The sequence below is a fragment of the Qipengyuania sp. YIM B01966 genome (genome assembly GCF_016461955.1).
In the GTDB taxonomy this organism is placed as follows: Bacteria; Pseudomonadota; Alphaproteobacteria; order Sphingomonadales; family Sphingomonadaceae; genus QFOP01.
In genome coordinates, this window is record NZ_JADMNM010000001.1 from 243,007 (window position 1) to 268,536 (window position 25,530).

Below are 25,530 nucleotides of genomic sequence, written 5' to 3' on the forward strand. Positions count from 1 at the left end.
AACGCAGAGCTATCCCCACACGTTGGGCGGATAACGAACGGAGATTTCAACAATGGCCCATATCCTTATCCTGTCCGCCGACGGGTTCGAGCAATCCGAACTGATGGAACCGCGCAAGGCGCTTGACGCGGCGGGACACAAAACCACCGTCGCTAGCCTCAAGAGCGGCGAGATCAAGGGTTGGAAGGACAAGGATTGGGGGGACAGCGTGCCGGTCGATCTGACCGTCAGCAATGTCGCAGCCGACGATTACGACGCGCTGCTGCTGCCGGGCGGGCAGATGAACCCCGATATCCTGCGGATGGACGAGGGCGCGGTCGCGCTGGTGAAGGCGTTTGGCGCTGCGGGCAAGCCGATCGCGGCCATCTGCCATGCGCCCTGGTTGCTGGTCGAGGCTGATCTGGTGCGCGGGAAGACAGTCACTAGCTGGCCCTCGATCCGCACCGACCTGAGCAATGCGGGCGCCAATGTGGTGGACGAGGAGGTCGTCACCGACGGCAACCTCATCACCAGCCGCAAGCCGGAGGATATTCCCGCATTCAACAAGGCGTTGCTCGGCGCACTGGCGGACCAGACGGTCCCCGCCTGAGGCACACGCAAGGTTAGCCGGTGGATTTCAACCAGCATTGAACCGCCGGCCCTCCGGGGTCCCGTCACCGCGAGGTGGCGGGGCCTTGGCTTGCCAGCGCCCCTAGAGCGCGCGGCGCATGTCGCGGCTCTCGGCCGGCACGCGGGCTTCGAGGCCTGAAAGTTGGGGCGTCAGCACGATCTGACACGAGAGCCGGCTGGTGACATCGATGCCTGCGGCAAGGTCGAGCATATCCTCTTCCTCATCGCTGGCGCGCGGGAGGCGCTCGAACCAATCGGGCGCGACGATGACGTGGCAGGTCGAACAGGCCATCGCCCCCTCGCATGTCCCCTCGAGCGGGACGCCTGCCGCCTGCCCCGCGCTGAGCAGCGTATCACCCACAGCGCTCCTCGCCAGCGTGATCGTGCCATCGGGCGCGATGAAGCGCACTTCGACGGGCTGACCGGCGTCCTGCGCTTCGTTCACAGGCCCTGCGCCTCGGCGGCTGCTGCGATCATTTCCACACCCTCCTCCAGTTCGGCCATGCTGGTATAGCGTCCGAAGCCCAGCCGTAAGGAGTTTTTCGCAGCGGCGGGCGACAGGCCCAACGCGGCAAGCACATGACTGGGCCGGCCCGAGCCGCTGGCACAGGCCGAGCCGGCGGAAAGCATCACCTGCCGGCACTCGCTCATCAGGCGGGCGACGTCGAGCCCGTCGCGGCGGACATTGAGATTGCCCGGCCAGCGTTGTGCCGCGCTGCCGTTGAGCGTCCAGCCGCCGAGCAGGTCGCGCGCGCGCAGCCACAATGCCCGGCAATGCGCCGCGTCCTCTTCGCCCCGTTCCAGCGCCAGTGTCGCCGCCGCGCCGAAACCGGCACACAGGGCCGGGCTGAGCGTGCCAGAACGCAAGCCCCCTTCCTGCCCGCCGCCGGGGCTGGCGGGGGATAGCTCCAGACCGTCGCGGACCCACAAGGCGCCGATCCCCTTGGGCCCGTGCAGCTTGTGCGCGGAAATGGCGATCAAATCGGCCTCTGCCAGCGGCAGCTTGCCCGCGGCCTGCACGGCATCGACCAGCAGCGGAATGCCCATGGCGCGCGCCCGCTCGTGCCAGGCGGCGATGGGCTGTACGGTGCCGATCTCGTTATTGACCTGCATCACCGCGATGGCGCGCAAGCCCTCTGGCAGCGGCGTGGCGGGATCGGTCAGCCCCTCGGCATCGACGGGGATGAGGTGCGGTGCCCCCAGCGCGCGCGCAGTATCCAGCACTGCGGCATGCTCGATCGCCGAGGTGGCCACCGGCCCGCCCACCCCGCGCAGCGCCAGTTGCACCGCTTCGGTCGCGCCGCTGGTGAAAATCACCTGGCCACTGGGCGGGAACAGGGCGGCGACCTCCTCGCGCGCGTGCTCGACTGCGGCGGCGGCCATCCGGCCCATTCGGTGCGGGCTGTGGGGATTGCCGAAAGTGTCGCTGTCCGGCCCGCCCAGCCAACGCAGCATCGCCTCGCGCGTTTCGGGCGCCAACGGTGTCGTCGCCTGATAATCGAGATAGATCATCGGCCCCTGACCCCCCTGTCATCCCGGACCTGATCCGGGATCCCGCTATTTTTCGTCCGCGCGCGAGGAAGGAAGCGGGGCACCGGATCACGTCCGGGGCGACGAAGGAGGGGCCCGCGCATCACCGCCCCGCCAGATCCAGCCAGACCTCGGCGAAGCGGTCGATATCGGCCCCGGTGCTGTCCCACCCGAGGCTGACGCGGATGGTGCGCGCGGCGATGCCGTCCGGCACGCCCATTGCGGTCAGCACATGGCTGCGGCGCATGGTGCCGGAGGAACACGCGCTGCCCTGGCTGACGGCGATGCCGGCCATATCGAACCGCATCAATTGCGCCTCGGCGCTCATGCCGGGCATGGCAACCGCCGCGATATGCCCCGAAATAGCCCGCAGACGCCCGCTCAGCCACTCTCCGCCCGATTGGCTGGCGGTGTAGCCAAATTGTTCGAAACGCTCTGTAACCTGCCTTTCCGGGGCGCTGGGCGTGGCCAATGCGGCGGCCATGCCGAGCGCTGCGGGGAGGTTCTCGGTACCCCGCCGATAGCCGCGCTCCTGCCCGCCAGTGGGCGCAAGCAGCGCATAATCGCGCACCAGCAGCGCACCGATGCCCACCGGGCCGCCAAACTTGTGTGCCGCCAGGATCACCATGTCGGCTTGTGCTGGCAGCGGCAGCTTGCCCGCCCCTTGCGCGCAATCGGCCAGCAGCAGGCCGCCAGCCTCGTGCACGATCGCGGCGATAGCGGCGAGATCCTGCACCGCGCCGGTTTCGGAATTGACCTGCTGGACCGCGAGCAGCGGCCGCTTGTGGCGCACGGCCTCGGCCAGCACCTCGAGGTCGAGCGCGCCATCGCCCAGCACCGGCAGCCGCTCGGCATCGGGCGCGGCCTGCAGCACGCAATCATGTTCCACCGCGCTGACCAGCCGCGCGCCGGCGTTCGCGCGGCCAAGCGCCAGCGCCGCCGCCTCGCTCGCACTGGCGGTGAAGATCAACTCGCCCTCCCAGCCGAGCGCCGCCTTGATCTGTTCGCGCGCATCTTCGAGCGCGGCGCGCGCCCGGCGGCCGGCAGTGTGCGGGCTCGACGGATTGGCCCACAGCGCGAAGCCTTCCTCCATCGCCGCGCGGGCGGCGGGCTTCATCCGGGTGGTCGCGGCATGGTCGAGATAGATCACGCGGGCGTGATGGAATTGCGATTTTGCATCATCGCACTATATAGCGCCCGACTGTCCGCGCGCCAGCCGCGCGGGTGCCCCCGAACAGACAGGTCGAGCCAGCCCCAATGCCCTCCGTCATTTTCCCCGGCCCCGAAGGCCGCCTTGAAGGTCGCTTCTCCCCGGCCCCGCGCCCGCGCGCGCCGGTGGCCATGATCCTCCACCCGCACCCGCAAGGCGGCGGGACGATGAACGAACGGATCACCCAGCGCCTCTACAAGACCTTCGCCGATCGCGGCTTTGCCACGCTGCGGTTCAATTTCCGCGGCGTCGGGCGCAGCCAGGGCAGCTTTGACAACGGGATTGGCGAATTGTCCGATGCGGCCTCGGCGCTCGACTGGGTGCAGTCGATCCATCCCGAAGCGCAGACGACCTGGGTCGCCGGCGTCAGCTTCGGCGCGCTGATCGGGATGCAATTGCTGATGCGCCGGCCCGAAGTGCGCGGTTTCATCTCGGTCGCGCCGCCGGCCAATATGTACGATTTCAGTTTCCTCGCCCCGTGCCCGGCCAGCGGCATCTTCATCCAGGGCGCGGCCGATACGGTGGTCCAGCCGATTGCGGTGCAGAAGCTGGTCGACAAGCTGCGCACGCAAAAGCACATCACGATCCACCACGAGGAAATCCCGCGGGCCAACCATTTCTTCGAAAACGAGATCGACGATCTGATGCGCTCGGTGGACAATTACCTCAATTTCCGCCTCTCGCCGGAATGCGCGATCCGCTGAGTTCGCGGGCTCACGCAACAAATTTCCGCAAATCCGTAGCATTATGCAACGCGATTTGCGCTTGCATTGGCGTGACGTTGTATCATCATGCGATGGTATAACACGACGCCGGGTTCGGGCATCGAGTCGCCCCGCTACTCCGGCGCATAACACGAGAGGAGACGGATATGGCCTATACCGACAGCAGCACCTGGCGCGACCGCCCCGCGGCGATCGCCGGGGTCGTACTGGTACACGGCGCGCTCGCATACGGCCTGCTGGCGGGGCTCAGCTACACGGGCATCATCACCCGCGATGAGCCGCTGCCGAGCTCCTATTTCCCGACCACGCCGCCACCCGAACCGACCCCGCCCGAAGCCAAGGCCGAGCCGCGCGAAGCGGCCGCTCCGCTGCCCTATCAGCCGCCGCGCGCGGTGGAGCTGGATACCCGGACACCGCGGATTGACAGCAGCACCATCATCCTGCCGCCGCTGCCTGAGGTCGTGCCCGATCCGGGCTCCGGTACGCTGCCTTCGCCCGGGCCGAGCGAGACGGTGATGCCGCAACCCTCGCCCTCGGTCACCGCGTCCACCCCGCCGCGCGCCGCCCGCCCGCGCAATGCCGCGCTCGGCTGGGTGACGCAAGACGACTACCGCGCCAGCTGGATCAACCGTGAGCTGACGGGCAGCGTCGGCTTCGTGCTGGAGATCGATGCGAACGGCCGCGTGGCCAGCTGCCGCGTGACGCGCCCCTCTGGGCACAGCGAACTCGATCAGGCGACTTGCGCGCTGATCAGCCGGCGCGCGCGGTTCGAGCCGGCCCGCGACAGCAGCGGCGCGGCGGTAATGGGCAGCTATAGCGGCACCGTCACCTGGACGCTGCCCAACTGACCGTTCAGCGGGCCGGTTGCTGCTCCACCAGATCGACCGGCGCGGCGCCGTCCTCGCCGGGGACGATCCAGATCGCCACATTGGCAAGCGCAATTACCGCCAGCAGCACCATCAGCCCTGCCTGCTTGCGCGCGCCGCCGCGCCGCCACAGCCAGAATGCCCCCGCCAGCAGCGCAAAGGCCGCCAGCATCACCACCGAAAGAACCAGGTCCATAATCGCACCCTAATCCAGCGCGCGCGCCGGAACCAGCCCGCGAGAGGCCGGTTACATAGGCACGGCAGGCGAAGGGCGCCCGCCGGCATCATTCAAGGGAGCCCGGCAATGGGTATTTTCAGCTCGATCAAGAATGCGATCTTCGGCCGCAAGGACGACGAAACCCCGGCCACCGCACCGAGCGGCACCTTCACCCCCGCCGGGCAGCCGACAACCGGCCCGACCGCCACCCCGTCAACCGCCGCCGCCGTCAGCGATGTCGATGTCGCTGCCAAGCTCGATGCGATGCCCGGCGCAGCTAACCTCAACTGGCGCAATTCGATCGTCGATCTGATGAAGCTGCTTGGTTTGGACCCGAGCATGGCCAATCGCAAGGAACTGGCGACCGAACTCGGCCGGCCGAATTACGCCGGCTCGGCGGACGACAATCTCTGGCTTCATCGCCAGACGATGCAGGAACTGGCCCGCAATGGCGGCAAGGTTCCGGCCGAATTCCTCGACTGATCGGTCCACTCTCGCATTATCCGGGGATTTGACAGCATGGCGCGGCACGAACAGTGTCGCGCCATGACTTTATCTGCGACCCTCCCGCTCTCCCGCCGCACCGCGCTGAAGGGCGCTGTCGCGGGCACCGCCACGCTCGCGCTGCCGGCCTGCGTCACCACCGTCGCCGCGCCGGTTGCGGACACCCCGGAGCGGTTGCTCGAGGATATCGCGTACAATCTCCTGCGGCACGAGCCCGAGCGGGCGACCAGCCTTGGCGTCGATAATGGCGACCACGCGCGGATGCGGGGCCAGCTCGAGGATCAGAGCCAGGCCGGGCAGGATGCCTATGCCGCAACCCTGCGCGCCGATCTTGCCCGCGTGCGCGCTTATGACAAGAGCGGCCTCGATGCGGCGACGCGGACCAGCTTCGAGGTGGTCGAAAGCGCCTATGCTACAGCGCTCGCCGGTTTTGCCCTGCCTTATGGCGATGTCGCGGTCGGCAGCTGGCGTAATGCGCCCTATGCGGTGATCCAGAATGTAGGCACCTATCTCGACATTCCGCGCTTCATGGACAGCGATCATCCGCTGCGCAATTCGACCGACGCGGAAGCCTATCTCGCGCGGCTGGGACAGCTTCCCGCCGTGCTCGACGGTGAAACCGGGCGAATCCGAGCGGCGCGGGCGATGGGCGTGGTGCCGCCCGATTTCCTGCTCGGCAAGGCGATCCCCCAGATGGAGCGGACCATTGCCGATGCTGCAGGCGGCGGCAGCCTGGTGGACAGCCTGACCCGCCGCGCCGCCGAGGCGGGCCTTGCCGGCGATTGGGGCGGCCGTGCGCGGGCGGTTGTCACCGGGCCGGTCAAGGCGGCGCTGGAACGCCAGCTGGCCGAACTGCGCCAGCAACGCAGCGAAGCGCGCAGCGATCCGGGCATGTGGGCCCAGCCACGCGGCGAGGAGTGGTATGCCTGGGCCCTGCGCGCCAGCACCACCACCACGCTATCGCCCGAGGACATTCACCAGCAGGGGCTGGACGAGCTGGCCGATCTTCATCGACGGATGGACCCGATCCTGCGCTCGCTCGGCTACGCCAGCGGTTCCGTCGGTGACAGGATGACGGCGTTGGGTGACGATCCGCGCTATAAATTCGCTGATGGCGATCCGGGCCGCGCCCAAATCATGGCCTTCATCCAGCAGCGCGTTGAATGGATCCGCGCGCAGATGCCGCGCGCTTTCTCGACGCTGGTGTCGGGCAATCTCGAGGTCCGCCGCCTGCCCCCGGCCGAGGAACCCGGTGCGCCGGGCGCCTATGGCGGGGCGGGCAGCAAGGACGGGACCATTCCGGGCAAGATGTGGATCAACCTCAGGACCACCGATCTGCACCGCAAATACGATCTGCCGACGCTGGTCCACCACGAAACCATCCCCGGCCATGTGTGGGAAGGCGAATATTCGAACCGCCTGCCGCTGATCCGCTCGATCCTCGCCTTCAACGCCTTCTCCGAAGGCTGGGCGCTCTATGCCGAGCAACTGGGCGATGAACTGGGCGCTTATGACGATTTTGCCGTCGGCCGGCTGGGCTATCTGCAGAGCCTCGCCTTCCGGGCCTGCCGGCTGGTGGTCGATACCGGCCTTCATGCCAAGCGCTGGTCACGCCAGCAGGCGGTAGATTTTTTCGTCCAGCGCAACGGGTCCAAGCCCGAGGAGGTGCGCGGCGAGGTCGATCGCTATTGCAGCTGGCCGGGGCAGGCCTGCGGCTACAAGATCGGCCATAGCGAGATCGTCCGTCAGCGCGGCCGGGCCGGGGCAGCGATGGGCGCGCGGTTCGATCGGCGGACCTTCAACGATGCCGTGGTCAAGGGCGGCAATGCGCCACTCGATGTGCTGGCGAAGAACGTCGAGCGGTACATCGCGGGCGCAGCCTGAGAAAGGGGCGGCGCGCTGGCCGCCCCTGCCTGCTCAGCGGCGCGCCATTCCGCTGACGATCGAGCCAAGAATGCCGCCCAGCGGATTGTTGGCTCCGCCGCCCAGCGCACCGCCGAGCGCACCGCCCAGTCCACCGCCGAGCCCGCCATCCTGCCCCTGCGCGGCACCTGCGCCCTGGCTGCGGGTGGCGAGATAGCCGGCCGCCGCCATCGCCAGGATCGGCAGCATCTTGCGCAGCAACGACGGGTCGAGCCCGGTCGACCCGGCAACCTCGTCGGCCACGCCGCGGCTGACATCCTTGCTGCCGAAAATCTGTCCGAGAATGTCGTTCCCCGGCTGCGTCGGCGTGAGGGTGGTGCCGAGGACGGAATCGAGCAGACCGCCGCCACCCAACCCGCCAATCAGCCCGCCCAGCGGATCGCCGCCCGCAGCCGCGCCGCCCATCGCCCCACCGCTCGCCTGGCGGCCCATTCCGGCGACAATCGCTGGCAGCAACGCGCCGGCCGCGGTCCGCGCGGTCTGCGGATCGACATTGAGCTCGCGGGCCATGCTGTCGATCGCGCCGGTCTGCTGGAGGATTTGAGCAAGGCTCATAGCGGAAAACTCCTAGGTGGTGAGGCCGGCACAGCGCCGCCTGTCCCTGTCAAACGACAAGCCCCCGCTCCGGTTTCCCGGGCGGGGGCTGTCCTGTTCGGCGGGCAGCGGCAGAACCGGTCAGGCAGCGACCATCTGCGGTGCGGCGTCGCGCACGCTCTGATCGACATGATCCTCGAACTGGGCGAAATTATCGACGAAGAGCTGCACCAGCTTCTGCGCAGTGCGATCATACTTTTCCTGGTCGGCCCAGGCGGCGCGCGGGTCGAGCAGGGCGCTGTCCACCCCCGGCACAGCCACCGGCACCTCGAACCCGAAATTGGGATCAACGCGGAATTCCGCATTATTGAGGCTGCCGTCGAGCGCGGCGTTGAGCAGCGCGCGGGTCGCCTTGATCGGCATCCGCTTGATGCCCGGATCGCTCGCCTTGCCGCCCGACCAGCCGGTGTTGACCAGCCAGCACTGGGCCCCGCCATCGGCAATCCGCTGCTTGAGCAGATTGCCATAGACGCTGGGATGGCGCGGCATGAAGGCAGCGCCAAAACAGGTGCTGAAGGTCGCGGTCGGCTCGGTCACGCCGATCTCCGTGCCGGCGACCTTGGCGGTATAGCCCGACAGGAAGTGATACATTGCCTGATCGGGCGTCAGCCGCGCGATCGGCGGCAGCACACCGAAGGCGTCAGCCGTCAGCAGGATGACGTTTGACGGCGGCGGCCCGAGGTTCTTTTCGCTGGTGTTGGGGATGAACTCGATCGGATAGGCGCCGCGGGTATTTTCGGTCTTGCTGTCGTCGGTGAAATCCAGCGTGCGGGTCGCCGGGTCCATCGTCACGTTCTCGAGGATCGTGCCGAACATCTTGGTGGTGGCGTAAATCTCCGGCTCGCCTTCGGCCGAAAGATTGATCATTTTGGCATAGCAGCCGCCTTCGAAATTGAAGATCGCGGTGTCCGACCAGCCATGCTCGTCATCGCCGATCAGGGTGCGGCTGGCATCGGCGCTGAGCGTGGTCTTGCCGGTACCCGACAGGCCAAAGAAGATCGCGCTCTTGCCGTCCGCGCCGATATTGGCCGAACAATGCATCGGCATCACACCCTGCGCGGGCAGCAGGTAATTGAGGAGGCCGAACACGCCCTTCTTCATTTCGCCCGAATATTCGGTGTTGCCGATCAGGATCATCTTTTCGGTAAAGTTCACCGCGATCACCGTCTCGCTCCGGCAGCCGTGGCGTTCCGGGTCCGCCTTGAAGCTGGGCAGGTTGATGATCGTATATTCGGGGCTGAAGCCGGCGAGGTCCTCGGCCGTCGGGCGGACCAGCAGCGTGCGGATGAACAGATTGTGCCAGGCCAGCTGGTTGATGACACGCACATTGACCCGATATTCCGGCTGGCTGCCGCCGAACAGGTCGGCGACGAACAACTCGCGCTGGCCCTTCAACTCGGCGAGGAAATCAGCCTTCAGCGTTGCCCAGTGCTCGGGCGACATCGGCTGGTTGATCGGGCCCCAGTTGATCGTATCTTCGGTGGTTGCATCGCGGACCACGAACTTGTCCTTGACGCTGCGACCGGTGAACTTGCCGGTATCGACCAGCAGCGCGCCATCGCGGGTCAGCTGGCCTTCGCCGCGCTTAAGCGCCTCTTCCACCAGCGCGGCAGTGCCGAGATTGGCATAAATAGTGGCATCGGTGTCGAGGCCCTGGGCGGAAAGCGGCTGGGCAAGGGCGGCGTTCACGTATGTCTCCAAGAAACGAGCGGGCCATCCCGGCCTGCCGGACACGCGCACATATGGGTGCGCCGGATGCGTGCGCGCTTAGTCGCCAAAGCGATTCTCGTCAAACCGGCCCTGCGCGGCCATGGGCGCCCCCTCCCGCTTTATTGTCTCGCCGCGTGGCACACGCTAGGCCCGCGCAATGGATAGCGACCATTCCGCGCCCGAAGACCGGCCCGCCAGCGACCGGCGCACGATCGCGCTGGTCGATGACGATCGCAACATTCTGACCACCGTGTCGATCGCACTGCAGGCGGAAGGCTACGCGACCCGGCTGTATTCCGATGGCGAAACCGCGTTCAAGGCGCTGCTCGAAAATCCTCCCGACCTTGCCGTGTTCGACATAAAGATGCCGCGCATGGACGGGCTCGAACTGCTGCGGCGGCTGCGCGAACACTCACCCCTGCCGGTCATTTTCCTGACCAGCAAGGATGACGAGCAGGACGAGGAGGCCGGGCTCGAACTGGGGGCCGACGATTACATCGCCAAACCGTTTTCTCTCCGCCTGCTGCTGGCGCGCATCCGCGCGATCCTGCGGCGCAGCGGTGCGGATGGCGAGCAGAAGGGTGGGCCCGCGATTGCCGCCGACCAGGCGACCGAGATGCTGTCGCGCGGGCGCCTGCTGATGGACCCCGCACGCCACCGGGTGCTGTGGGATGGCCGGCCCGTCTCGCTGACGGTGACCGAATTCCTGATCCTCGAGGCGCTTGCCGTACGTCCGGGGGTGATCAAGAGCCGCAACCAGCTGATGGATGCCGCCTATCCCGACGACGTGTTTGTCGACGACCGGACGGTCGACAGTCACATCAAGCGAATGCGCCGCAAGTTCCGCGCGGTCGATCCGGCGTTCGATGCGATCGATACGCTGTACGGGGCCGGCTACAGCTTTGCCGATGGCTGAAACCGGTTCCGGCATGGCGCACGCCGCCGCCGAACGGATGGACGCGGTGATGCGCTGGCCCACCAAGGTGTCGCTCACGAGCCGCATCCTGGCGGTCAACCTGTTGCCGCTGCTGCTGCTTGGCGGCGGGATTTTCTACCTCGACAATTACCGCAAGCAATTGCTCGACGAACGCTACAAGATGGCGCGAATCGAGGCGCAGATCCTCGCCGAGGCGCTCGCCGGGGCCTCGCGGATGCGGCAGGAAGCGCTGATCACCCAGATCGGCAAGGAACAGCGCCTGCGCATCCGGATGTTCGATGCCGAGGGCAATCTGTGGGCTGACAGCTTTGCGCTGGCCGAACCGGTGTTCACCTTTGACGATCCCGGCGCTCAGCCGTGGACCGAGGATTTCGCGCGCATGCTCGACCGCGCGGTGGACACTGTTGTCGGGGCCGATCCGATTCCCGACTATGTCGAGCCCGAAATCCCGCAGGCCGATCTGTGGCCCGAACTCGCGCGCGCGCGGGCTGAAGGGCTGAGCCAGATCCAGCTGCGGGATGCGCCCGATGGGACACCGGTCATCAACGCCGCAGCCCCCGTCGGTTTGCGCGGGGCGAGCTTGCTGACGACGCGCAACGCCGTCGATATCACCGATTCGGTGCGCCGCGCACGCACGACGCTGATTGGCGGGGTGGCGCTGGCGCTGCTGATGTCGATCCTCCTTTCGCTGTTTCTCGCCCGCACCATCGTCGCCCCGCTCCAGCAATTGGCACGCGCCGCGATGCGCGTGCGGCTGGGGCGTGACCGCCAGGTCGAGGTGCCGCGCCTGCCCGAACGGCGCGATGAAATCGGCACGCTCGCCCGCGCAGTATCCGACATGACCGCCGCCTTGCGCCACCGGATCGACGCGGTCGATCAGTTTGCCGCTGATGTCGCACACGAAATCAAGAACCCGCTCGCCTCGCTGCGCAGCGCCATCGAATCGCTGCCGCGCGTCACCGATGCCGATTTGCGCGCCAAGCTGACCGATATCGCCGCCCACGACGTGCGCCGGATCGACCGGCTGGTGACCGACATTTCCGAAGCCAGCCGCGTAGATGCCGAAATCTCGCGTGCGGTGCTCGAACGCTTCGATCTCGCTGAACTGGTCCGCAACATTGCCGGCCTGCGCGAAAACCGGCCGGAAAATGCCGGCCACCTGATCGCGCTCGATCTGCCACCCGTGCCCGTGCGCGTGATGGGTGTGCCTGCCCGGCTCGAACGGGTGATCGAGAACCTGCTCGACAATGCGGTGTCGTTTTCCCCGGCCGGCGCGCCGATCGAAGTGCGGCTCGCCGAACAGGGCGCCGACATTATTCTGTCGGTCAGCGATCATGGGCCCGGCATTCCCGAAGACAAGCGCGAACAGGTGTTCGAGCGGTTCCATTCGCTGCGCCCTGATGCAGAGGATTTCGGCAACCACAGCGGTCTCGGTCTCGCGATCGCGCGCACGATCGCCGAAGCGCATGACGGGACGCTCGCCGCGCTGTCACGCGCTGACGGCGGCAATGGCGCGAGGCTGGTGCTGACGCTCCCCTCGGCTGAGCGCCGGCCGGGATGAGCGGCGGCGCGCTGGTCCGCCAGTTCGGTTGCGTCGCAATCGGCGGTCGCGGCCTGCTGATCGATGGCCCACCCGGCAGCGGCAAATCCGCGCTGGCGCTGGCGCTCATTGACCGGGGCGCGCAGTTGGTGGGTGACGACGGGGTGAATCTGCGCCGGGCGGAAGGGGGCGTCTGGGCCGCCCCACCGCCGCACACGGCCGGCCTGCTCGAAATCCGCAATCTCGGCCTGACGCGCTTTGACCCGGTGGAGGCGCCCGTGTGCCTGCTGCTGCGGCTCGACCGGGCGGCGCCGCGCTTTATCGAGCAGGCAGGGACGGTTACGCTGCTCGATCAGGCGATCCCCGCGCTTGAGCTCTATCCCGATGCCGCCACGTTGCCGCTGCGGGCTGAACATGCGCTGCGGCTATTCGGCTTGCCCGCCTGAGCCCCCTTCCCCTCGCAGCCGTTTGCCCGCAAGACTGACCGCATGGCCGATTCTTCCGCCCCGCCCGCTGACACCCCGGCACCGGGGCCGACACGGCAGGTGCTGCTCGTCACCGGCCTGTCAGGTGCCGGCAAGACGACCGCCTTGCGCGTGCTGGAGGATCTGGGCTGGGAAACGATCGACAATTTCCCCGTCCGCCTGCTCGACCGTCTTATCGGCGAGCCAAACAGTGAGCCGACGGCCACGCCGCTGGCCATCGGCTTCGATGCGCGCACGCGCGGCTTTGTGCCGGCAGACATCATCGCGCTGGTCAAGGCGCTCGATAACCGCGGCGACCTCGACGTGACGACACTGTTTCTCGACTGTTCGAGCGCGGAGCTTGAACGGCGCTATAACGAGACCCGCCGCCGGCACCCGCTGGCGCATGGCCGCCCGGTAATCGACGCAATCCGCGCCGAGCGCGAGTTGCTTGATCCCTTGCGCCGCTGGGCCGAAATGGTGGTCGATACCACCCGGCTGACCACCAACCAGCTCCAGCACACCATCCGCGAGAGCTTTGCCCGCGGCGACACGCGCGAATCGAGCCTGACGCTGACCAGTTTCGGCTTCGCGCGTGGCACGCCGCCGCTTGCCGATCTGGTGTTCGACATGCGCTTTCTCGACAATCCGCACTGGGTGCCCGGCCTGCGCGAACTGACCGGGCTCGACACCCCGGTGGGCGACCATATCCGCCGCGATCCGGCGTTTGCCGATGTTTTCGGGCAGATCCGCGACCTCCTGCTGACGCTGATCCCGGCCTATCAGCGGCAGGGCAAAGGGCATATCGGGATCGCCTTTGGCTGCACCGGGGGCAAACACCGGTCGGTGTTCACGACAGAGGCGATGGCGCAGGCCTTGCGCGAGGCGGGTTTTTCTCCCACTGTCATCCACCGCAATCTCGGCTCGCGGGCGGCCGACCGGATCGAAGCCCCGCAGCATTGAGGCGCCGCTTTCCCCTGCGGCGCAAGGCAGGATTTTCGGAAAACGCATGATCGGTCTCATTCTGGTCACACACGGGCGGCTGGCAGAGGAGTTCGTCCAGGCGATGGAGCACGTGGTCGGCGCGCAGGAGGCGATTTCGACCGTCTGCATCGGCCCGCATGACGACATGGAAAAACGCCGCGCCGAGATCGCAGCAGCCGTGCGCGCCGTCGACAGCGGGGCCGGCACGATTATCCTGACGGACCTGTTCGGCGGCACCCCGTCGAACCTCGCCATCTCGCTGCTCGACGCCGGGCGGGTGGAGGTGATCGCCGGGATCAACCTGCCGATGCTGATCCGCCTTGCCGGGGCGCGCAAGGCGATGTCAGTCGGCGATGCCGTTGCCGCCGCGCGCGAGGCGGGGCGCAATTACATCACGGTCGCATCGGAACTTCTCAAGCAGGAGGCCCGAACCGCATGACCGAGCTACGCCGCGAAATAGGCATCGTTAACCAGCGCGGGCTCCATGCGCGCGCCAGCGCCAAATTCGTCAATGCGGTCGCCGAACTGCCGGCGGGGACCAGCGTGCGCGTGGTCAAGGACGGAACCGAGGCTGCGGGCGGCTCGATACTCGGCCTGATGATGCTGGGCGCGGCGCGCGGCGACACGATCGAGCTGGTGGTCAGCGGCGCGAATGCCCCCGCCGTACTCGACAGCCTGACCGCGCTGGTCGCGGGCGGCTTCGGCGAGGTCTGATGCGGCGCGAGATTACCGGGTTTTCCAATCCGACGGTCAAATATCTGCGCGCGCTGCGCGACAAGAAGGCGCGCCGACGCGAAGGGCGCTTCCTGGTCGAAGGGCTGCGGTTGCTGACCGATGCCCGCGCCAGTGGCCGGCTGCCCGAAATGCTGGTGATGGCCGCGGCGCGCGACCCGCATCCGCTGCTCGCCGCACTCGATGCCGACGTTATCGCTGCCGGCGGCGAGGTGGTCGTCACCACGCCCGACATTCTCGGCAAGATCAGCGGCAAGGATAATCCGCAGGCGGTGCTCGGCGTGTTCGCCGAATGGCGGACGGGCCTTGCCGCGCTCGATCGCGATGCCGCACCGATCTGGCTGGTGGCACAGGCGCTGCGCGATCCCGGCAACCTTGGCACCATGCTGCGGACAGGCGACGCGGTCGGCGCTGGCGGGCTGATCCTGCTGGACGACTGCGCCGACCCGTTCAGCGTCGAGGCTGTGCGCGCGAGCATGGGAGCGGTGTTCACGCAAGCTATTGCGCAGGCCCGCTGGGACGAATTCCTGCCCTGGCTGCTCAGCGGGAAGGGCCAGTTGGTCGCGGCCTCGCTGCGCCATGCGGTGCCCTATCGCGGCGCACCCTATCAGGCGCCCTGTTTCATCTTGGTGGGGAATGAATCGCGCGGGTTGCCGGCGGAATACGAGGCTGCGTGCGACCTGCGGGTCACGATGCCGATGAAGGGCCGCGCCGACAGTTTGAACGCCGCGATTGCGGGCGCGGTGCTGGCGTATGAGGTGCTGGCGAGTCTCGACTGACGCGCGGTCAGCGTCTTGGCGGAGCAGGGCGGCTGACGGAATGTTCAGTACCCAAGTCCGACAATACTCACGGAGGCCTCTGATGCACCGCCTGCCATTCTTCGCCCGCTTCGTTGCTCTATTTGCGTTACCGTTGGCCGGCGGCTGCGCGAGCGCGCGGATGGGGGTCGGCTGGTGATCGGCCCAGTGGCTGCGACGCGAATGTATTGCGACGGCAAGATGGAAGCCGAGCAGCAATTCGGCCGCCTACTTGAAAGCGATCCGCGTATACCGTCAACGGCGCAGCGCTAATACTGGACGGGGGCGCCGTTCGGGCCGAGTTTCGGCGAGCAGGCTAAGCGAAGGGCATGGACGGCAGGGCGACAGCGTGGACGATCCTGTTAATCGCCGGCATCCTCGAGATCGTGTGGGCAGCCGCGATGAAACGGTCACAAGGGCTCACAAGGGTTTGTCCGACAGCGGTGATGGTAGCGGCGATGGCGGCGAGCGTACTTTTGCTGGCATGGTCGATGCGCGTACTGCCGCTCGGCACCGACTATATGGTCTGGACCGGGATTGGCGCGTTAGGCGCTTTTGTGGTCGGCATTTTGTGGTTCGGGGAATGCGTTTCGATTGTCCGGCTGGTCGCGGCGGCGCTGATCATCATCGGTCTGGCGCTGATGAAATTCGCAACGTCTGTCTGACCTGCCACTACTCCACCGCCTCCCGCCCATCGTCGAACGCCGCGGCATCGGAGAGCGTGTAGCGCGGTGCCCCTTCGACCAGTGGCACCTCGGGGATTTCGGACTTGCCGGTTTCGATCCCTTTTTCCGCCAACCGCCGCCCGGCGGACAGCACGTTCCTTTCAAAGCTGCCGACGAACTTGTTGTAGTTGCTGACTGCGCTTTCGAGCCCGCCGCCCATGCGCTTCAGGTGCTCGGACGCGGCGCGCAGCCGATCGTAGAGGTCGGCGCCCATCTTGCCGATGGCGCGAGCTTCATTGGCCATCTGGTCCTGCCGCCAGACCTGCGCCACCGTGCGGGCAATGGCGACGAGGTTGGTCGGCGTTGCCAGCAGAACCTTGTGCTGGAACGCGAAATCCCACAGCTCGGGATCGTGTTCGAGCGCGGCGGCGACGAAATGTTCGCCGGGCACGAACATCACCACATAGTCGGGCGCTTCGTCGAACTGGCTCTGATAGCTTTTCGCGCCGAGCGTCTGGACATGGCCGCGCATCGATTTGGCGTGGCTGTCGAGGTGGCGCCGCCGCTCGCCATCATCCTCGCACTCGAAGGCCGCCTGATAGGCGTTCAATGACACCTTGGCATCGATAACCAGCTTCTTCTGCCCCGGCACGCGCACAATCGCATCGGGCCGCAGGCGACCCTCGGCCGTATCCAGCGATGTTTCGAGAGCGAAATCGGTATGCTGCGACAGCCCGCATTGTTCGAGCACATTCTGCAGCGCCCGCTCGCCCCAGCGGCCGCGTGCCTTGGGGGCGTTGGTCAGCGAATTGCCCAGCCGCTGGGCCTCGCGGCGGACCTCCTCCTGGCCAGCGCGCATCGCTTCGATCATGCCGGCGAGCTGGCCGAAGCCATCGACGCGCTGCTTTTCGAGTGCGGTGACCTGATCCTCGTAGCTCTTCAACCGTTCGCCGACCGGGTGGAGCAGCGCGGCGATCGCTTCCTTATTAGCCTTCTCGGCATGGCCGAAGCGTTCGCCCGCGCGTTCGAGAAACGCCTCCTGCGCCTTGGACAAAACGGCGTGGCCGGTATTCTGGAACTCTTTCAGCAGCTCCTCGCGCGCTTCAACCAAGAGGCGCTTCTGCTCGTCGAAATTGGCCGCCTTTTCGCGCAGCGCCGCGAGTTCGGCCCGCAATCCCTCGCGCTCGCCGCGCGCGGCATCGAGCTCGGCGGCCAGCGTATCGGCGCGTGCCGCGCGCTCGCTCATGGTGGCGAGTTCGGGCACCATCCGCCCCAGCTTCGCCTCCAGTTCGCGCGCTTCGCCGTCCCGCTCCGCATGGCGCGCCCGCCAGTCGGCGACCGGGCGCGAACCGGTAAACCAGCCGATCGCGCCGGCAAGCAAGGCAACCGCGACCAGCGCAAGAATCGTTATCAGCGTGGGATCCATCGGCCGGAACATAGCCGGAACGGACACTGTAGAAAAGCCTTTGCTGCGATTATCCCCACCGTAGGGCTACGCCGCCTGACGCAGTTTCTGTAGCTTCTTCAACGCCATTTGCCGCTTCAGCCGGCTGAGATGGTCGATGAACAGGATGCCTTCGAGATGGTCCATCTCGTGCTGGATGCAGGTCGCCATCAACCCGTCGAGCTGTTCCTCATGCACTCCGCCGTCAAGATCCTGCCAGCGCAGCCGGCACGTCGCGGGGCGATCGACATCGGCGTAGATCTCGGGGACCGAGAGGCACCCTTCCTGATAGGTGCTGAGTTCGGCTGACGGATCGAGAATCTCGGGGTTGATGAACACCCGCGGTTCCTTCTTCGTCGGCTGATGATGATGGTGATGCCCGTCATGATCGCAGGCGACCGGCTCGGCGTCGGGATCGTCAGGTTGCAGGTCGATCACCAGTACGCGCAGCGGCACGCCGACCTGGATCGCGGCAAGGCCGATGCCGGGCGCGTCATACATCGTCTCGAACATGTCGCCGACAAGCGTGCGCAACTCGTCATCGAATACCGTCACCGGTGTCGAGACCGTCTTCAGCCGCGGATCGGGCACTTCCAGGATTTCACGAATGGCCATCGCCGCCAGATAGGCGCTCGGCCACGCGGCTGCAACCGCCGGGCCACTCAGGCGAGTGGGCGGCGGGCGCGCAGCGCCTGGGCGAGCGTGCCTTCGTCGAGATAGTCAAGCTCGCCCCCCACCGGCAGGCCATGGGCGAGCTGGGTGATGCGGACCGGGTACTGCTCGAGCCGTTCGGCCAGATAATGCGCGGTCGTCTGCCCTTCGAGCGTGGCGTTCATCGCCAGTACCACCTCGTCGATCCCGCCGGCTGCCACGCGCCCCAGCAGCGGACCGATGGCGAGGTCTTCGGGCCGCACCCCGTCGAGCGCCGACAGCCTTCCGCCGAGCACGTGATAGGTGCCCGCAAACAGCCGCGCCCGGTCGAGCGCCCAGAGGTCCGCGACATCTTCGACCACGCAGATCGCGCGCGGATCGCGGCGCGGATCGGCACAGATGCCGCAGGGGCTCACGGTATCGACATTGAAGCAGACCGGGCATTCGACCAGCCGGTCACGCACGGTCTCAAGCGCACTGAGCAGTTCGACCAGGGCCGTCTCGCGCTGCTTGACCAGCCACAGCACCGCGCGGCGCGCGGAACGCGGGCCAAGCCCGGGCAGGCGCGCAAGGGCAGCGGCCAGCGTCTCGATTTCCTGCGATGCCATCGCCGCCCTTGCCTCCGTTCACCGCCCACGCTTGTCGAAGGGCCGCACTTCTTTCAAAGGCAGTAGAAGGAACGGCAGGGCTCGGGCAAGCTCGGCCTGAGCGGATAGTTGGAAAGGCGAGCAGCCGCGCCATGCGGATCATTTTCATGGGAACGCCGGATTTTGCCGTGCCGGTGCTGGATGCGCTGGTCGCGGCGGGGCACGAGGTCGTCGCCGCCTACACCCAGCCGCCGCGCCCGGCGGGGCGAGGCAAGCGGTTGCAGCCCTCGCCCGTGCAATTGGCTGCCGAGCGGCTGGGCATTCCGGTGCGGTCTCCGGAAACCTTGCGCGGTGCGGCCGAGCAGGCGGAGTTCGCTGCGCTGGGCGCCGATGCGGCGGTGGTGGCCGCCTATGGCCTGATCCTGCCGCGCGCGGTGCTGGCGGCGCCCGTGCATGGCTGCCTTAATGTCCATGCCAGCATCCTCCCGCGCTGGCGCGGGGCGGCGCCGATCCAGCGGGCGATTTTGGCGGGCGACACGGACACCGGCGTCACCATCATGCAGATGGAGGCCGGGCTCGACACCGGTCCGATGCGGCATATCGTGACGACCCCGGTCGCGGGCAAGACCGCCGGCGCGCTGACCGAAGAACTGGCGGCGATGGGCGCGGCGGCGATGGTCGCGGTGCTGGGCGATCTCGCCGCTTACCCGCCGGTTACGCAGGACGATACGCTGGCAACCCACGCGCCCAAGATTGACAAGGCAGAGGCGCGGATCGACTGGACCACCGATGCAGCCGCCATCGAACGCCAGGTGCGCGCGTTTGCGCCATGGCCCGGCGCGTGGTTCGACCTCAGCGGCGAACGGATCAAATTGCTTACGGCCGAGCTGGGCGAGGGTTCCGGCCGGCCCGGCGAGGTGTTGGACGATGCGCTGACCATCGCCTGCGGCAGGGGCGCACTGCGCCCCGTCACCATCCAACGCGCGGGCAAGCCGGCGATGGACGCCGCCGCCTTCCTGCGCGGGCGGCCGGTGCCGGCGGGCACAAGGCTCGCATGACCCGCTTTGCGCTGACGCTCGAATATGATGGCGGTCCGTTCATGGGGCTCCAGCGCCAGGCGCATGGGCCCAGCGTGCAACAGGCGGTCGAGGATGCCGCCTTTGCCGTGACCGGACAGCGCCCCGTGCTACACAGCGCCGGGCGGACCGATACCGGCGTTCACGCCCGCGCGATGCGCTCGCATCTGGACCTCGATACGCCGCTCACCCCGTTCCGGCTGATGGAGGCGCTGAACGCCCATCTGCGACCAGCGCCCGTCGCGGTGCTCGCCTGCGAGGCGGTGGCGGAGGATTGGCACGCGCGCTTTTCCTGCATCGGCCGGCGCTATCTCTACCGCATCGTGAACCGCCGCCCACCGCTCGCGCTCGAGGCCGGGCGCGCGTGGCAGGTGCCGCAGCCGCTGGACGAAAACGCGATGCACCGCGCGGCGCAGGCGCTGGTCGGCCAACACGATTTCACCACCTTCCGCTCGGCCCATTGCCAGGCGGCGAGCCCGGTCAAGACGCTCGACAGCTTGCAGGTGGAGCGCCTGGACGAGGAGGTGCTTGTCCACGCCGCCGCGCGCTCTTTTCTGCATCATCAGGTCCGTTCGATGGTTGGCTGCCTCGCGCTGGTCGGCATGGGCCGCTGGGCCGAGGGGCAGGTCGCTGCCGCGCTCGCCGCGCGCGACCGGCAGGCTTTAGGCTTGAACGCGCCCCCGCATGGGCTCTACTTCATCCAAGCACTCTATCCGCCACAGGAGCTTTCCCGATGACTACGACCGGACAGCAGATTTTCACGACCCTCGCCGCCGATGGCACGCTGACGGTCGAACTGGGCGAGGTGCCGGTGCCCACCCCCACCGGCGCGCAGGTGCTGGTGCGGATGGAAGCGGCGCCGATCAACCCCTCGGACCTGGCGCTGCTGTTTGGCCCGGCCGACCTCGAAAACGCCGAATACAGCGCCGGCAAGATCGTCGCCACCATGCCCGAACCTTTCGCCAGCGGGGCCAAGGCGCGCCATGGCCAGCGTCTGCCGGTCGGCAATGAAGGCGCGGGCGAAGTGGTCGCGGCAGGCGATGATCCGATGGCGCAGGCGCTGATCGGCCAACGGGTCGCCTGTGTGCCCGGCAATGCCTATGCCCAATATGCGCTGGCCGATGCGCGGATGTGCCTGCCGCTGGGCGACAACAGCGCGGAAGCGGGCGCCGGCGCCTTCGTCAACCCGATGACCGCGCTGGGCTTTGTCGAAACCGCCAAGGCCGAAGGGGCGAAGGCGATTATTCACAGCGCCGCCGCGTCGAACCTTGGCCAGATGCTCAATCGGATCTGCCAGGAAGACGGCATCTCGCTGGTCAATATCGTCCGCTCGGAAGAGCAGGTCGCGCTGATGAAAAACGCGGGCGCGGCTCATGTTGTCAATTCATCCGAGCCCGATTTCATGTCGCAATTGCGCGGCGCGATCCGCGAGACGGGCGCCTATTTCGGCTTCGACCCGATCGGCGGCGGAACGATGGTCGATAGCTGCTTCAAGGCGATGGAGCAGGTCGCCGCGGCCGAGATGGGCGAATATAATCGTTATGGTTCGAACCAGCCGAAGAAGATGTACATTTACGGCCGGCTCGATCTGGGGCCGACGATCCTGACCCCGGCATACGGCTTTGGCTGGACGCTGTCGGGCTGGCTGCTCACCCCGTTCCTCGCCAATGCCGGGATGGAAACGGTGCTGCGGATGCGCCAGCGGGTGCTCGACAACCTCACCACGACCTTTGCCAGCACCTACAAGCGGCGGGTGTCGCTGGAAGAAATGCTGACCCGCGATGCGGCGCTGGAATATCGGGCGATGCGGACGGGCGAGAAATATCTCGTCACGCCCTGAGCCCATCCGTCAGCGCGCCTCGAGCGCTTGCTGGATCACCGCCGGGTCGCGCAACCCGGCGGCGATCAGCACTTGCAGCAAAATCCGCGCCTTGGCCGGGCCGAGCGCGCGGGCGGCGATGAAGCCGTCGCCATCGTCATCGGGTGCGCGATCAACCAGCCCCTCGTCCACTCGCGTCGCGCGCACCACCGGCAGGCCTGCCGCCGCCGCTTCGCGCAAGGCGGTGCGCAGGGGTTCGGGCATGGTCCCCTCGCCAAAGCCGGCGACCACGAACCCCTGCGCCCCGGCGGCGCGGTGGAGCGCGACAATCCGCCCGTCCAGCCCGGCGCAGCAATGGATCAGCGCGACTTCGGGCATGGCGGCGGGAAACGGGTACAGCGCGCCTGCGCCCACCCGCCACGGATCGGCAAACCATTCGAGGCTGGTGGGCGTGACCGCCGCGACCGGCCCGCGCGGGAAGCTGCGGAAGGCGCCCGTGCCGCTGGTGATCGCTTTTCGCACATCGCGCGCGGCGTGGACCAGATCGCCCATCACCACCAGCACCCCGCGCCCGGCGGCCGCGGGATCGCGCGCCACCTGCACCGCATTGGCGAAATTGCGCCACCCGTCGCTGCCGACCGCATCGGCTGCGCGCATCGCGCCGACCAGCACGATCGGCTTGCTTGTGGGGAGCGTCCGGTCCAGCAGCAGCGCGGTTTCTTCGGCCGTATCGGTGCCGTGGGTGATGATCAGGCCATCGACCGCCGGATCGTCCAGCGCGGCGCTCGCCGACGCGTGGAGCCGCGCCCAAACAGCATAGCTGATATCCTCCGACCCGATATTGGCGACCTGCCCGCCAGTCAGCCGGGCGCCCAGCGCCAGCGGTTCGATCCGGGCGAGAAATTCGTCGATGCCGATCTGGCCGGGCCGGTAATCGCGCCGCGTGGGCGACCCGCCGCGCCCGGCAATCGTGCCGCCCGTGGCGAGGACATGAAGATGCGGACCGCTCATCCCGCCCGCCCTAGCCCCGGCGCGGCGCCGGCGCCATTGCCTTTCGCCCACCGCCACGCTAGGCGCGCCCCACCCGCGAGGGGCGCTTAGCTCAGTTGGTAGAGCATCTCGTTTACACCGAGAGGGTCGGCGGTTCGAGCCCGTCAGCGCCCACCAGGGGGTGGGAGCTGTGTCTAGTTACGACCCCATTGCGGACGTTTATCAGTTCGCTAGGCTGGGAATGTGGCGAATTTCAGCAAACACGCCTTGCTCACTCTTCTACTGGCGGTGTGTGTCGGATGCTCATCGGCACCTTCCTCTATTTGTGCAATGCCCAAGAACCGGCATTTCTGGCAGGGTGTAGAAGTGACGTGGCGCGGCGAGATCATCGACGTGATGGGGCCTCACGGGGGCGGCATATACTTTACGGACTACCGGTGCGGCGTGAATATCGAACTAGACCCAGACACCGTTCCAAACCTCTACTCCGCAGCGGAAGATTGGTCTGGTCACCTGGCGGTCGCCCAATTCGCGGTGAGTGGCCGGTTGTCCTACAAGGATGGCGAAGCGGTGCTTCGTCCCGAAGAGCTCAAACGGACGTCGCCATGGCTGACTGAGGATGAGTTTGATTCATACATGGAGAAGCGGCAGTCGACTCTGATCGAAGAGGGCCTGCTAATGGTGCCTTCACAATGACCGCTTTCCATCCAACCCAGCAAACCCCAAATCCTCACCAAGCCCCCTCATCGATCGCGCCGCGTGCTGCTGGGCTGGCCCAGTCGTAGCCGCCGACGACGCGCCACACTTCGCGGCCGCTGGCATCGTAGAGCACGGTGACTGGCAGCACCCCGCCGCCCAGTTTTTCAGCCAATGCGGTTTCGGGGTCGAGCCAAGGTTCGAGATGCGTGAACTTCTTCTCCGCGAAGAAGGGCTGCACCGCGGCCGCGCCGGTCAAATCCTGGCTGATCGTCACCACCCGCACCTTGCCCGCCAGCTCGCCCGCCAATTCGTCGAGCAGCGGCATTTCGGTGACGCAGGGCGCGCACCAGGTGGCCCACAGGTTCACCAGCACCGGCTTGCCCTGCAAGACCCCGAGATTGAGCTGCCGGCCCGCAGGATCGGTCACATTGACCGCCGGCATCAGTTCGCCGGCGAAGGAGCGGTCGATGGTGCCGGTCAAGGATTCCTTGCCTGCCGGGGCAACGGCGGCGGGTTGCGCCTCGGTGGACGGGCCCTTATCGCAGCCGCCCAGGGCGAGCAGCGCCCCGGCAATCAGCGGCAGGGCGGTTTTGGACGATAGCGGCGAGACAATGGCCACGGCAGGCTCCAACCAGATGTGGGGGGGACGGTTCGCCGCCGGGCCTAGCGCGATCATGCGCGAAATCAACGCCTCGATCCCGTTCGACAAGGCGCTGTGGCGCGAGGATATCGCTGCCAGCAAGGCGCATGTCGCGATGCTCGGGGCGCAAGGGATCGTCAGCGCGGAGGATGCCGCCGCGATCACCAGAGGGCTCGATCAGGTCGCCGCTGAATACGCAGCGACCGGGGTGCCCGAGGACTGGGCGCTCGAAGACATTCACATGACCACCGAGGCGCGGCTGGCCGAGCTGATCGGCCCGGTCGCCGGGCGCCTCCACACCGCGCGCAGCCGCAACGATCAGGTGGCGACCGATTTCCGCCTGTGGGTCCGCCGCGCGCTGGACGAGGCGGATGCGGGGCTTGCCGCGCTCCAGCGGGCGCTGGTCACGCGGGCGGGCGAACACGCGGCCAGTATCATGCCGGGCTTCACCCATCTGCAAACCGCGCAGCCGGTCACGCTGGGCCATCACCTTATGGCCTATTACGAAATGTTCGCGCGCGATCGCAGCCGGATCGCCGATGCGCGGGCGCGGATGAATGTCTCGCCGCTCGGCAGCGCGGCGCTGGCGGGCACCGGCTTTGCGATCGACCGGCACGCGACCGCCGCCGCGCTGGGGTTCGACGCGCCCACGCGCAACAGCCTCGATGCGGTATCCGACCGCGATTTCGCGCTCGATTATCTGATGATGGCCGCCCAGTGCGCGCTCCATCTGTCGCGGCTGGCGGAAGAGCTGGTGCTGTGGTCAAGCCAGCCTTTCGGCTTTGCCCGGATGCCTGACAGCCTCTCCACCGGCAGCAGCATCATGCCGCAGAAGAAGAACCCCGACGCCGCCGAACTGGTGCGTGGCCATGCGGGCCGGATCGTCGGCGCGCTGACCGCGCTCATGGTGACGATGAAGGGCCTGCCGCTCGCTTATTCCAAGGATATGCAGGACGACAAACCACCGGTGTTCGAGGCGGCTGGGCTGCTCGCCCTGTCGGTCGCCGCGATGACCGGGATGATTGCCGAGGCGACGTTCGATACCGCGCGGATGCGGCAGGCGGCGGAACTGGGCTACGCCACCGCCACCGATCTCGCCGACTGGCTGGTGCGCGAGGCGGGCGTGCCGTTCCGCGAGGCGCACCATATCACCGGCGCGGCGGTGCGGCTGGCGGAAAGCCGGGCGCTGGCGCTCGATGCACTGCCGCTGGATGATTTGCGGGCGATCGACGCGCGGATTGACCAGCGGGTGTTTGCCGCACTGTCGGTCGATGCCTCGGTCGCGGCGCGCACCTCCTATGGCGGGACGGCGCCGGCTGAGGTAGAAGCGCGCATCGCCGAAGCCCGCGCCGCCCTGGGAATGGACCTATGATTGCACGCCTGATCCTTGCGCTGGGCGCATCTGCCGCGCTAGCGGCCTGCGCCAACAAGACCGCGCTCGAACCGGCAGCGGGACAGGCGCTGCCGCCCGCGCCCTATGGCTCGGAGGTGCGGCCCGATGCGGAGGACCTGCTGCGGCTCGACCCGCAGGCCGCGCCCGAACGCAATGTCGAATTGCGGACCCGCTCGGAAGAGCGCGAGGACGATCCGTTCGAACTGCCGCCCGAAGCCTGAGCC

At 67.4% G+C, this 25,530-nt stretch carries 31 protein-coding genes and 1 tRNA gene; 21 read left to right on the plus strand and 11 right to left on the minus strand.

Annotated elements, in window-relative coordinates:
* The first annotated feature begins 52 nt into the window (after nucleotides 1-52).
* Complete coding sequence (locus ILT46_RS01260; protein ID WP_199502811.1) at nucleotides 53-589, plus strand: type 1 glutamine amidotransferase domain-containing protein; 537 nt, start codon at nucleotides 53-55, stop codon at nucleotides 587-589.
* A 102-nt stretch (nucleotides 590-691) separates the two neighbouring features.
* On the opposite strand, the gene ILT46_RS01265 is transcribed toward ILT46_RS01260, so the two are convergent.
* The 3 genes from ILT46_RS01265 to ILT46_RS01275 form a co-directional block, all read right to left on the minus strand.
* The gene (locus tag ILT46_RS01265; RefSeq protein WP_370592276.1) at nucleotides 692-1,054 is read right to left on the minus strand and encodes a 2Fe-2S iron-sulfur cluster-binding protein; all 363 of its coding nucleotides are present in this window, start codon (nucleotides 1,052-1,054) and stop codon (nucleotides 692-694) included.
* Nucleotides 1,051-2,121 (minus strand): cysteine desulfurase family protein, encoded by a 1,071-nt coding sequence (locus tag ILT46_RS01270; RefSeq protein ID WP_199502812.1) that lies wholly within the window; start codon nucleotides 2,119-2,121, stop codon nucleotides 1,051-1,053. The genes ILT46_RS01265 and ILT46_RS01270 overlap by 4 nt, the downstream gene beginning before the upstream one ends.
* Nucleotides 2,122-2,242: 121 nt before the next feature.
* Nucleotides 2,243-3,289, minus strand: a complete 1,047-nt coding sequence (locus ILT46_RS01275; protein WP_370592277.1) for a cysteine desulfurase family protein — start codon at nucleotides 3,287-3,289, stop codon at nucleotides 2,243-2,245.
* Between the two features lie 107 nt (nucleotides 3,290-3,396).
* Between ILT46_RS01275 and ILT46_RS01280 the strand changes: the two genes are divergently transcribed.
* Both ILT46_RS01280 and ILT46_RS12080 read left to right on the plus strand, forming a co-directional pair.
* Nucleotides 3,397-4,053: an alpha/beta hydrolase gene (locus ILT46_RS01280; protein WP_199502813.1), complete on the plus strand. Its 657-nt coding sequence runs from the start codon at nucleotides 3,397-3,399 to the stop codon at nucleotides 4,051-4,053.
* Between the two features lie 167 nt (nucleotides 4,054-4,220).
* The gene (locus ILT46_RS12080) at nucleotides 4,221-4,922 is read left to right on the plus strand and encodes an energy transducer TonB (RefSeq protein ID WP_233396880.1); all 702 of its coding nucleotides are present in this window, start codon (nucleotides 4,221-4,223) and stop codon (nucleotides 4,920-4,922) included.
* Nucleotides 4,923-4,926: 4 nt separating this feature from the next.
* Here the strand turns inward: ILT46_RS12080 and ILT46_RS01290 are convergent, their stop codons facing one another.
* On the minus strand, nucleotides 4,927-5,136 hold the full coding sequence (locus ILT46_RS01290; protein ID WP_233396881.1) for a hypothetical protein: 210 nt from the start codon (nucleotides 5,134-5,136) through the stop codon (nucleotides 4,927-4,929).
* A 108-nt stretch (nucleotides 5,137-5,244) separates the two neighbouring features.
* Here ILT46_RS01290 and ILT46_RS01295 point away from each other — a divergent pair, with 108 nt between their 5' ends.
* Together ILT46_RS01295 and ILT46_RS01300 are read left to right on the plus strand one after the other, a co-directional pair.
* Complete coding sequence (locus ILT46_RS01295; RefSeq protein WP_199502814.1) at nucleotides 5,245-5,640, plus strand: DUF3597 domain-containing protein; 396 nt, start codon at nucleotides 5,245-5,247, stop codon at nucleotides 5,638-5,640.
* A gap of 63 nt (nucleotides 5,641-5,703) precedes the next feature.
* Nucleotides 5,704-7,545 (plus strand): DUF885 domain-containing protein, encoded by a 1,842-nt coding sequence (locus ILT46_RS01300; protein ID WP_199502815.1) that lies wholly within the window; start codon nucleotides 5,704-5,706, stop codon nucleotides 7,543-7,545.
* 33 nt (nucleotides 7,546-7,578) lie between these two features.
* Here ILT46_RS01300 and ILT46_RS01305 read toward each other — a convergent pair whose 3' ends face one another.
* The gene (locus ILT46_RS01305; RefSeq protein ID WP_199502816.1) at nucleotides 7,579-8,139 is read right to left on the minus strand and encodes a DUF937 domain-containing protein; all 561 of its coding nucleotides are present in this window, start codon (nucleotides 8,137-8,139) and stop codon (nucleotides 7,579-7,581) included.
* A gap of 120 nt (nucleotides 8,140-8,259) precedes the next feature.
* Nucleotides 8,260-9,867, minus strand: coding sequence for a phosphoenolpyruvate carboxykinase (locus ILT46_RS01310; protein WP_199502817.1), 1,608 nt, complete (start codon nucleotides 9,865-9,867; stop codon nucleotides 8,260-8,262).
* A 178-nt stretch (nucleotides 9,868-10,045) separates the two neighbouring features.
* Between ILT46_RS01310 and ILT46_RS01315 the strand changes: the two genes are divergently transcribed.
* From ILT46_RS01315 to ILT46_RS01355, 9 genes are all read left to right on the plus strand, one after another.
* Nucleotides 10,046-10,804, plus strand: a complete 759-nt coding sequence (locus ILT46_RS01315) for a response regulator transcription factor (RefSeq protein ID WP_199502818.1) — start codon at nucleotides 10,046-10,048, stop codon at nucleotides 10,802-10,804.
* Between the two features lie 13 nt (nucleotides 10,805-10,817).
* Nucleotides 10,818-12,386: a sensor histidine kinase gene (locus tag ILT46_RS01320; protein ID WP_199503081.1), complete on the plus strand. Its 1,569-nt coding sequence runs from the start codon at nucleotides 10,818-10,820 to the stop codon at nucleotides 12,384-12,386.
* Nucleotides 12,383-12,811, plus strand: coding sequence for an HPr kinase/phosphorylase (locus tag ILT46_RS01325; protein WP_199502819.1), 429 nt, complete (start codon nucleotides 12,383-12,385; stop codon nucleotides 12,809-12,811). The genes ILT46_RS01320 and ILT46_RS01325 overlap by 4 nt, the downstream gene beginning before the upstream one ends.
* Before the next feature lie 42 nt (nucleotides 12,812-12,853).
* Nucleotides 12,854-13,792 carry an RNase adapter RapZ gene (gene rapZ / locus ILT46_RS01330; RefSeq protein WP_199502820.1) on the plus strand — a complete coding sequence of 313 codons (939 nt, stop codon included), beginning with the start codon at nucleotides 12,854-12,856 and terminating at the stop codon, nucleotides 13,790-13,792.
* A gap of 46 nt (nucleotides 13,793-13,838) precedes the next feature.
* Nucleotides 13,839-14,252 (plus strand): PTS sugar transporter subunit IIA, encoded by a 414-nt coding sequence (locus ILT46_RS01335; protein ID WP_199502821.1) that lies wholly within the window; start codon nucleotides 13,839-13,841, stop codon nucleotides 14,250-14,252.
* Nucleotides 14,249-14,527, plus strand: a complete 279-nt coding sequence (locus ILT46_RS01340; protein WP_199502822.1) for an HPr family phosphocarrier protein — start codon at nucleotides 14,249-14,251, stop codon at nucleotides 14,525-14,527. The genes ILT46_RS01335 and ILT46_RS01340 overlap by 4 nt, the downstream gene beginning before the upstream one ends.
* A complete protein-coding gene (locus tag ILT46_RS01345; RefSeq protein ID WP_199502823.1) occupies nucleotides 14,527-15,324 on the plus strand; it encodes a TrmH family RNA methyltransferase in 798 nt (265 codons plus the stop codon). Before ILT46_RS01340 ends, ILT46_RS01345 begins: the two co-directional genes overlap by 1 nt.
* Nucleotides 15,325-15,468: 144 nt before the next feature.
* Nucleotides 15,469-15,615: an META domain-containing protein gene (locus ILT46_RS12345; RefSeq protein ID WP_370592302.1), complete on the plus strand. Its 147-nt coding sequence runs from the start codon at nucleotides 15,469-15,471 to the stop codon at nucleotides 15,613-15,615.
* A gap of 56 nt (nucleotides 15,616-15,671) precedes the next feature.
* Entirely contained in the window at nucleotides 15,672-16,007 is a 336-nt protein-coding gene (locus ILT46_RS01355) for a DMT family transporter (protein ID WP_199502825.1), read from the plus strand.
* A 7-nt stretch (nucleotides 16,008-16,014) separates the two neighbouring features.
* On the opposite strand, the gene ILT46_RS01360 is transcribed toward ILT46_RS01355, so the two are convergent.
* The 3 genes from ILT46_RS01360 to recR all read right to left on the minus strand — a co-directional run bounded on the left by ILT46_RS01360 (nucleotide 16,015) and on the right by recR (nucleotide 18,710).
* On the minus strand, nucleotides 16,015-17,433 hold the full coding sequence (locus ILT46_RS01360; RefSeq protein WP_199503082.1) for a DNA recombination protein RmuC: 1,419 nt from the start codon (nucleotides 17,431-17,433) through the stop codon (nucleotides 16,015-16,017).
* 66 nt (nucleotides 17,434-17,499) lie between these two features.
* Entirely contained in the window at nucleotides 17,500-18,066 is a 567-nt protein-coding gene (def, locus tag ILT46_RS01365; protein WP_199502826.1) for a peptide deformylase, read from the minus strand.
* Between the two features lie 47 nt (nucleotides 18,067-18,113).
* Nucleotides 18,114-18,710 carry a recombination mediator RecR gene (gene recR / locus ILT46_RS01370; RefSeq protein ID WP_199502827.1) on the minus strand — a complete coding sequence of 199 codons (597 nt, stop codon included), beginning with the start codon at nucleotides 18,708-18,710 and terminating at the stop codon, nucleotides 18,114-18,116.
* A gap of 131 nt (nucleotides 18,711-18,841) precedes the next feature.
* On the opposite strand from recR, the gene fmt reads away from it, so the two are divergent.
* From fmt to ILT46_RS01385, 3 genes are read left to right on the plus strand one after another with little or no spacing between them, the layout of a single operon-like run.
* Entirely contained in the window at nucleotides 18,842-19,747 is a 906-nt protein-coding gene (gene fmt, locus ILT46_RS01375) for a methionyl-tRNA formyltransferase (RefSeq protein ID WP_199502828.1), read from the plus strand.
* Nucleotides 19,744-20,502, plus strand: coding sequence for a tRNA pseudouridine(38-40) synthase TruA (gene truA / locus ILT46_RS01380; RefSeq protein ID WP_199502829.1), 759 nt, complete (start codon nucleotides 19,744-19,746; stop codon nucleotides 20,500-20,502). Before fmt ends, truA begins: the two co-directional genes overlap by 4 nt.
* Nucleotides 20,499-21,605, plus strand: coding sequence for a zinc-binding dehydrogenase (locus tag ILT46_RS01385; protein ID WP_199502830.1), 1,107 nt, complete (start codon nucleotides 20,499-20,501; stop codon nucleotides 21,603-21,605). Before truA ends, ILT46_RS01385 begins: the two co-directional genes overlap by 4 nt.
* 9 nt (nucleotides 21,606-21,614) lie before the next feature.
* Here the strand turns inward: ILT46_RS01385 and ILT46_RS01390 are convergent, their stop codons facing one another.
* Entirely contained in the window at nucleotides 21,615-22,595 is a 981-nt protein-coding gene (locus tag ILT46_RS01390; RefSeq protein WP_199502831.1) for an asparaginase, read from the minus strand.
* Nucleotides 22,596-22,675: 80 nt separating this feature from the next.
* Here ILT46_RS01390 and ILT46_RS01395 point away from each other — a divergent pair.
* A tRNA-Val gene (locus ILT46_RS01395) sits at nucleotides 22,676-22,751 on the plus strand.
* A gap of 66 nt (nucleotides 22,752-22,817) precedes the next feature.
* Entirely contained in the window at nucleotides 22,818-23,270 is a 453-nt protein-coding gene (locus tag ILT46_RS01400) for a hypothetical protein (RefSeq protein ID WP_199502832.1), read from the plus strand.
* A gap of 34 nt (nucleotides 23,271-23,304) precedes the next feature.
* Here ILT46_RS01400 and ILT46_RS01405 read toward each other — a convergent pair whose 3' ends face one another.
* Nucleotides 23,305-23,892 carry a TlpA family protein disulfide reductase gene (locus ILT46_RS01405; protein ID WP_370592279.1) on the minus strand — a complete coding sequence of 196 codons (588 nt, stop codon included), beginning with the start codon at nucleotides 23,890-23,892 and terminating at the stop codon, nucleotides 23,305-23,307.
* A 16-nt stretch (nucleotides 23,893-23,908) separates the two neighbouring features.
* On the opposite strand from ILT46_RS01405, the gene argH reads away from it, so the two are divergent.
* Nucleotides 23,909-25,285, plus strand: a complete 1,377-nt coding sequence (gene argH, locus ILT46_RS01410; RefSeq protein WP_199503083.1) for an argininosuccinate lyase — start codon at nucleotides 23,909-23,911, stop codon at nucleotides 25,283-25,285.
* Nucleotides 25,282-25,527: a hypothetical protein gene (locus ILT46_RS01415; protein ID WP_199502834.1), complete on the plus strand. Its 246-nt coding sequence runs from the start codon at nucleotides 25,282-25,284 to the stop codon at nucleotides 25,525-25,527. The genes argH and ILT46_RS01415 overlap by 4 nt, the downstream gene beginning before the upstream one ends.
* Nucleotides 25,528-25,530 lie beyond the last annotated feature (3 nt).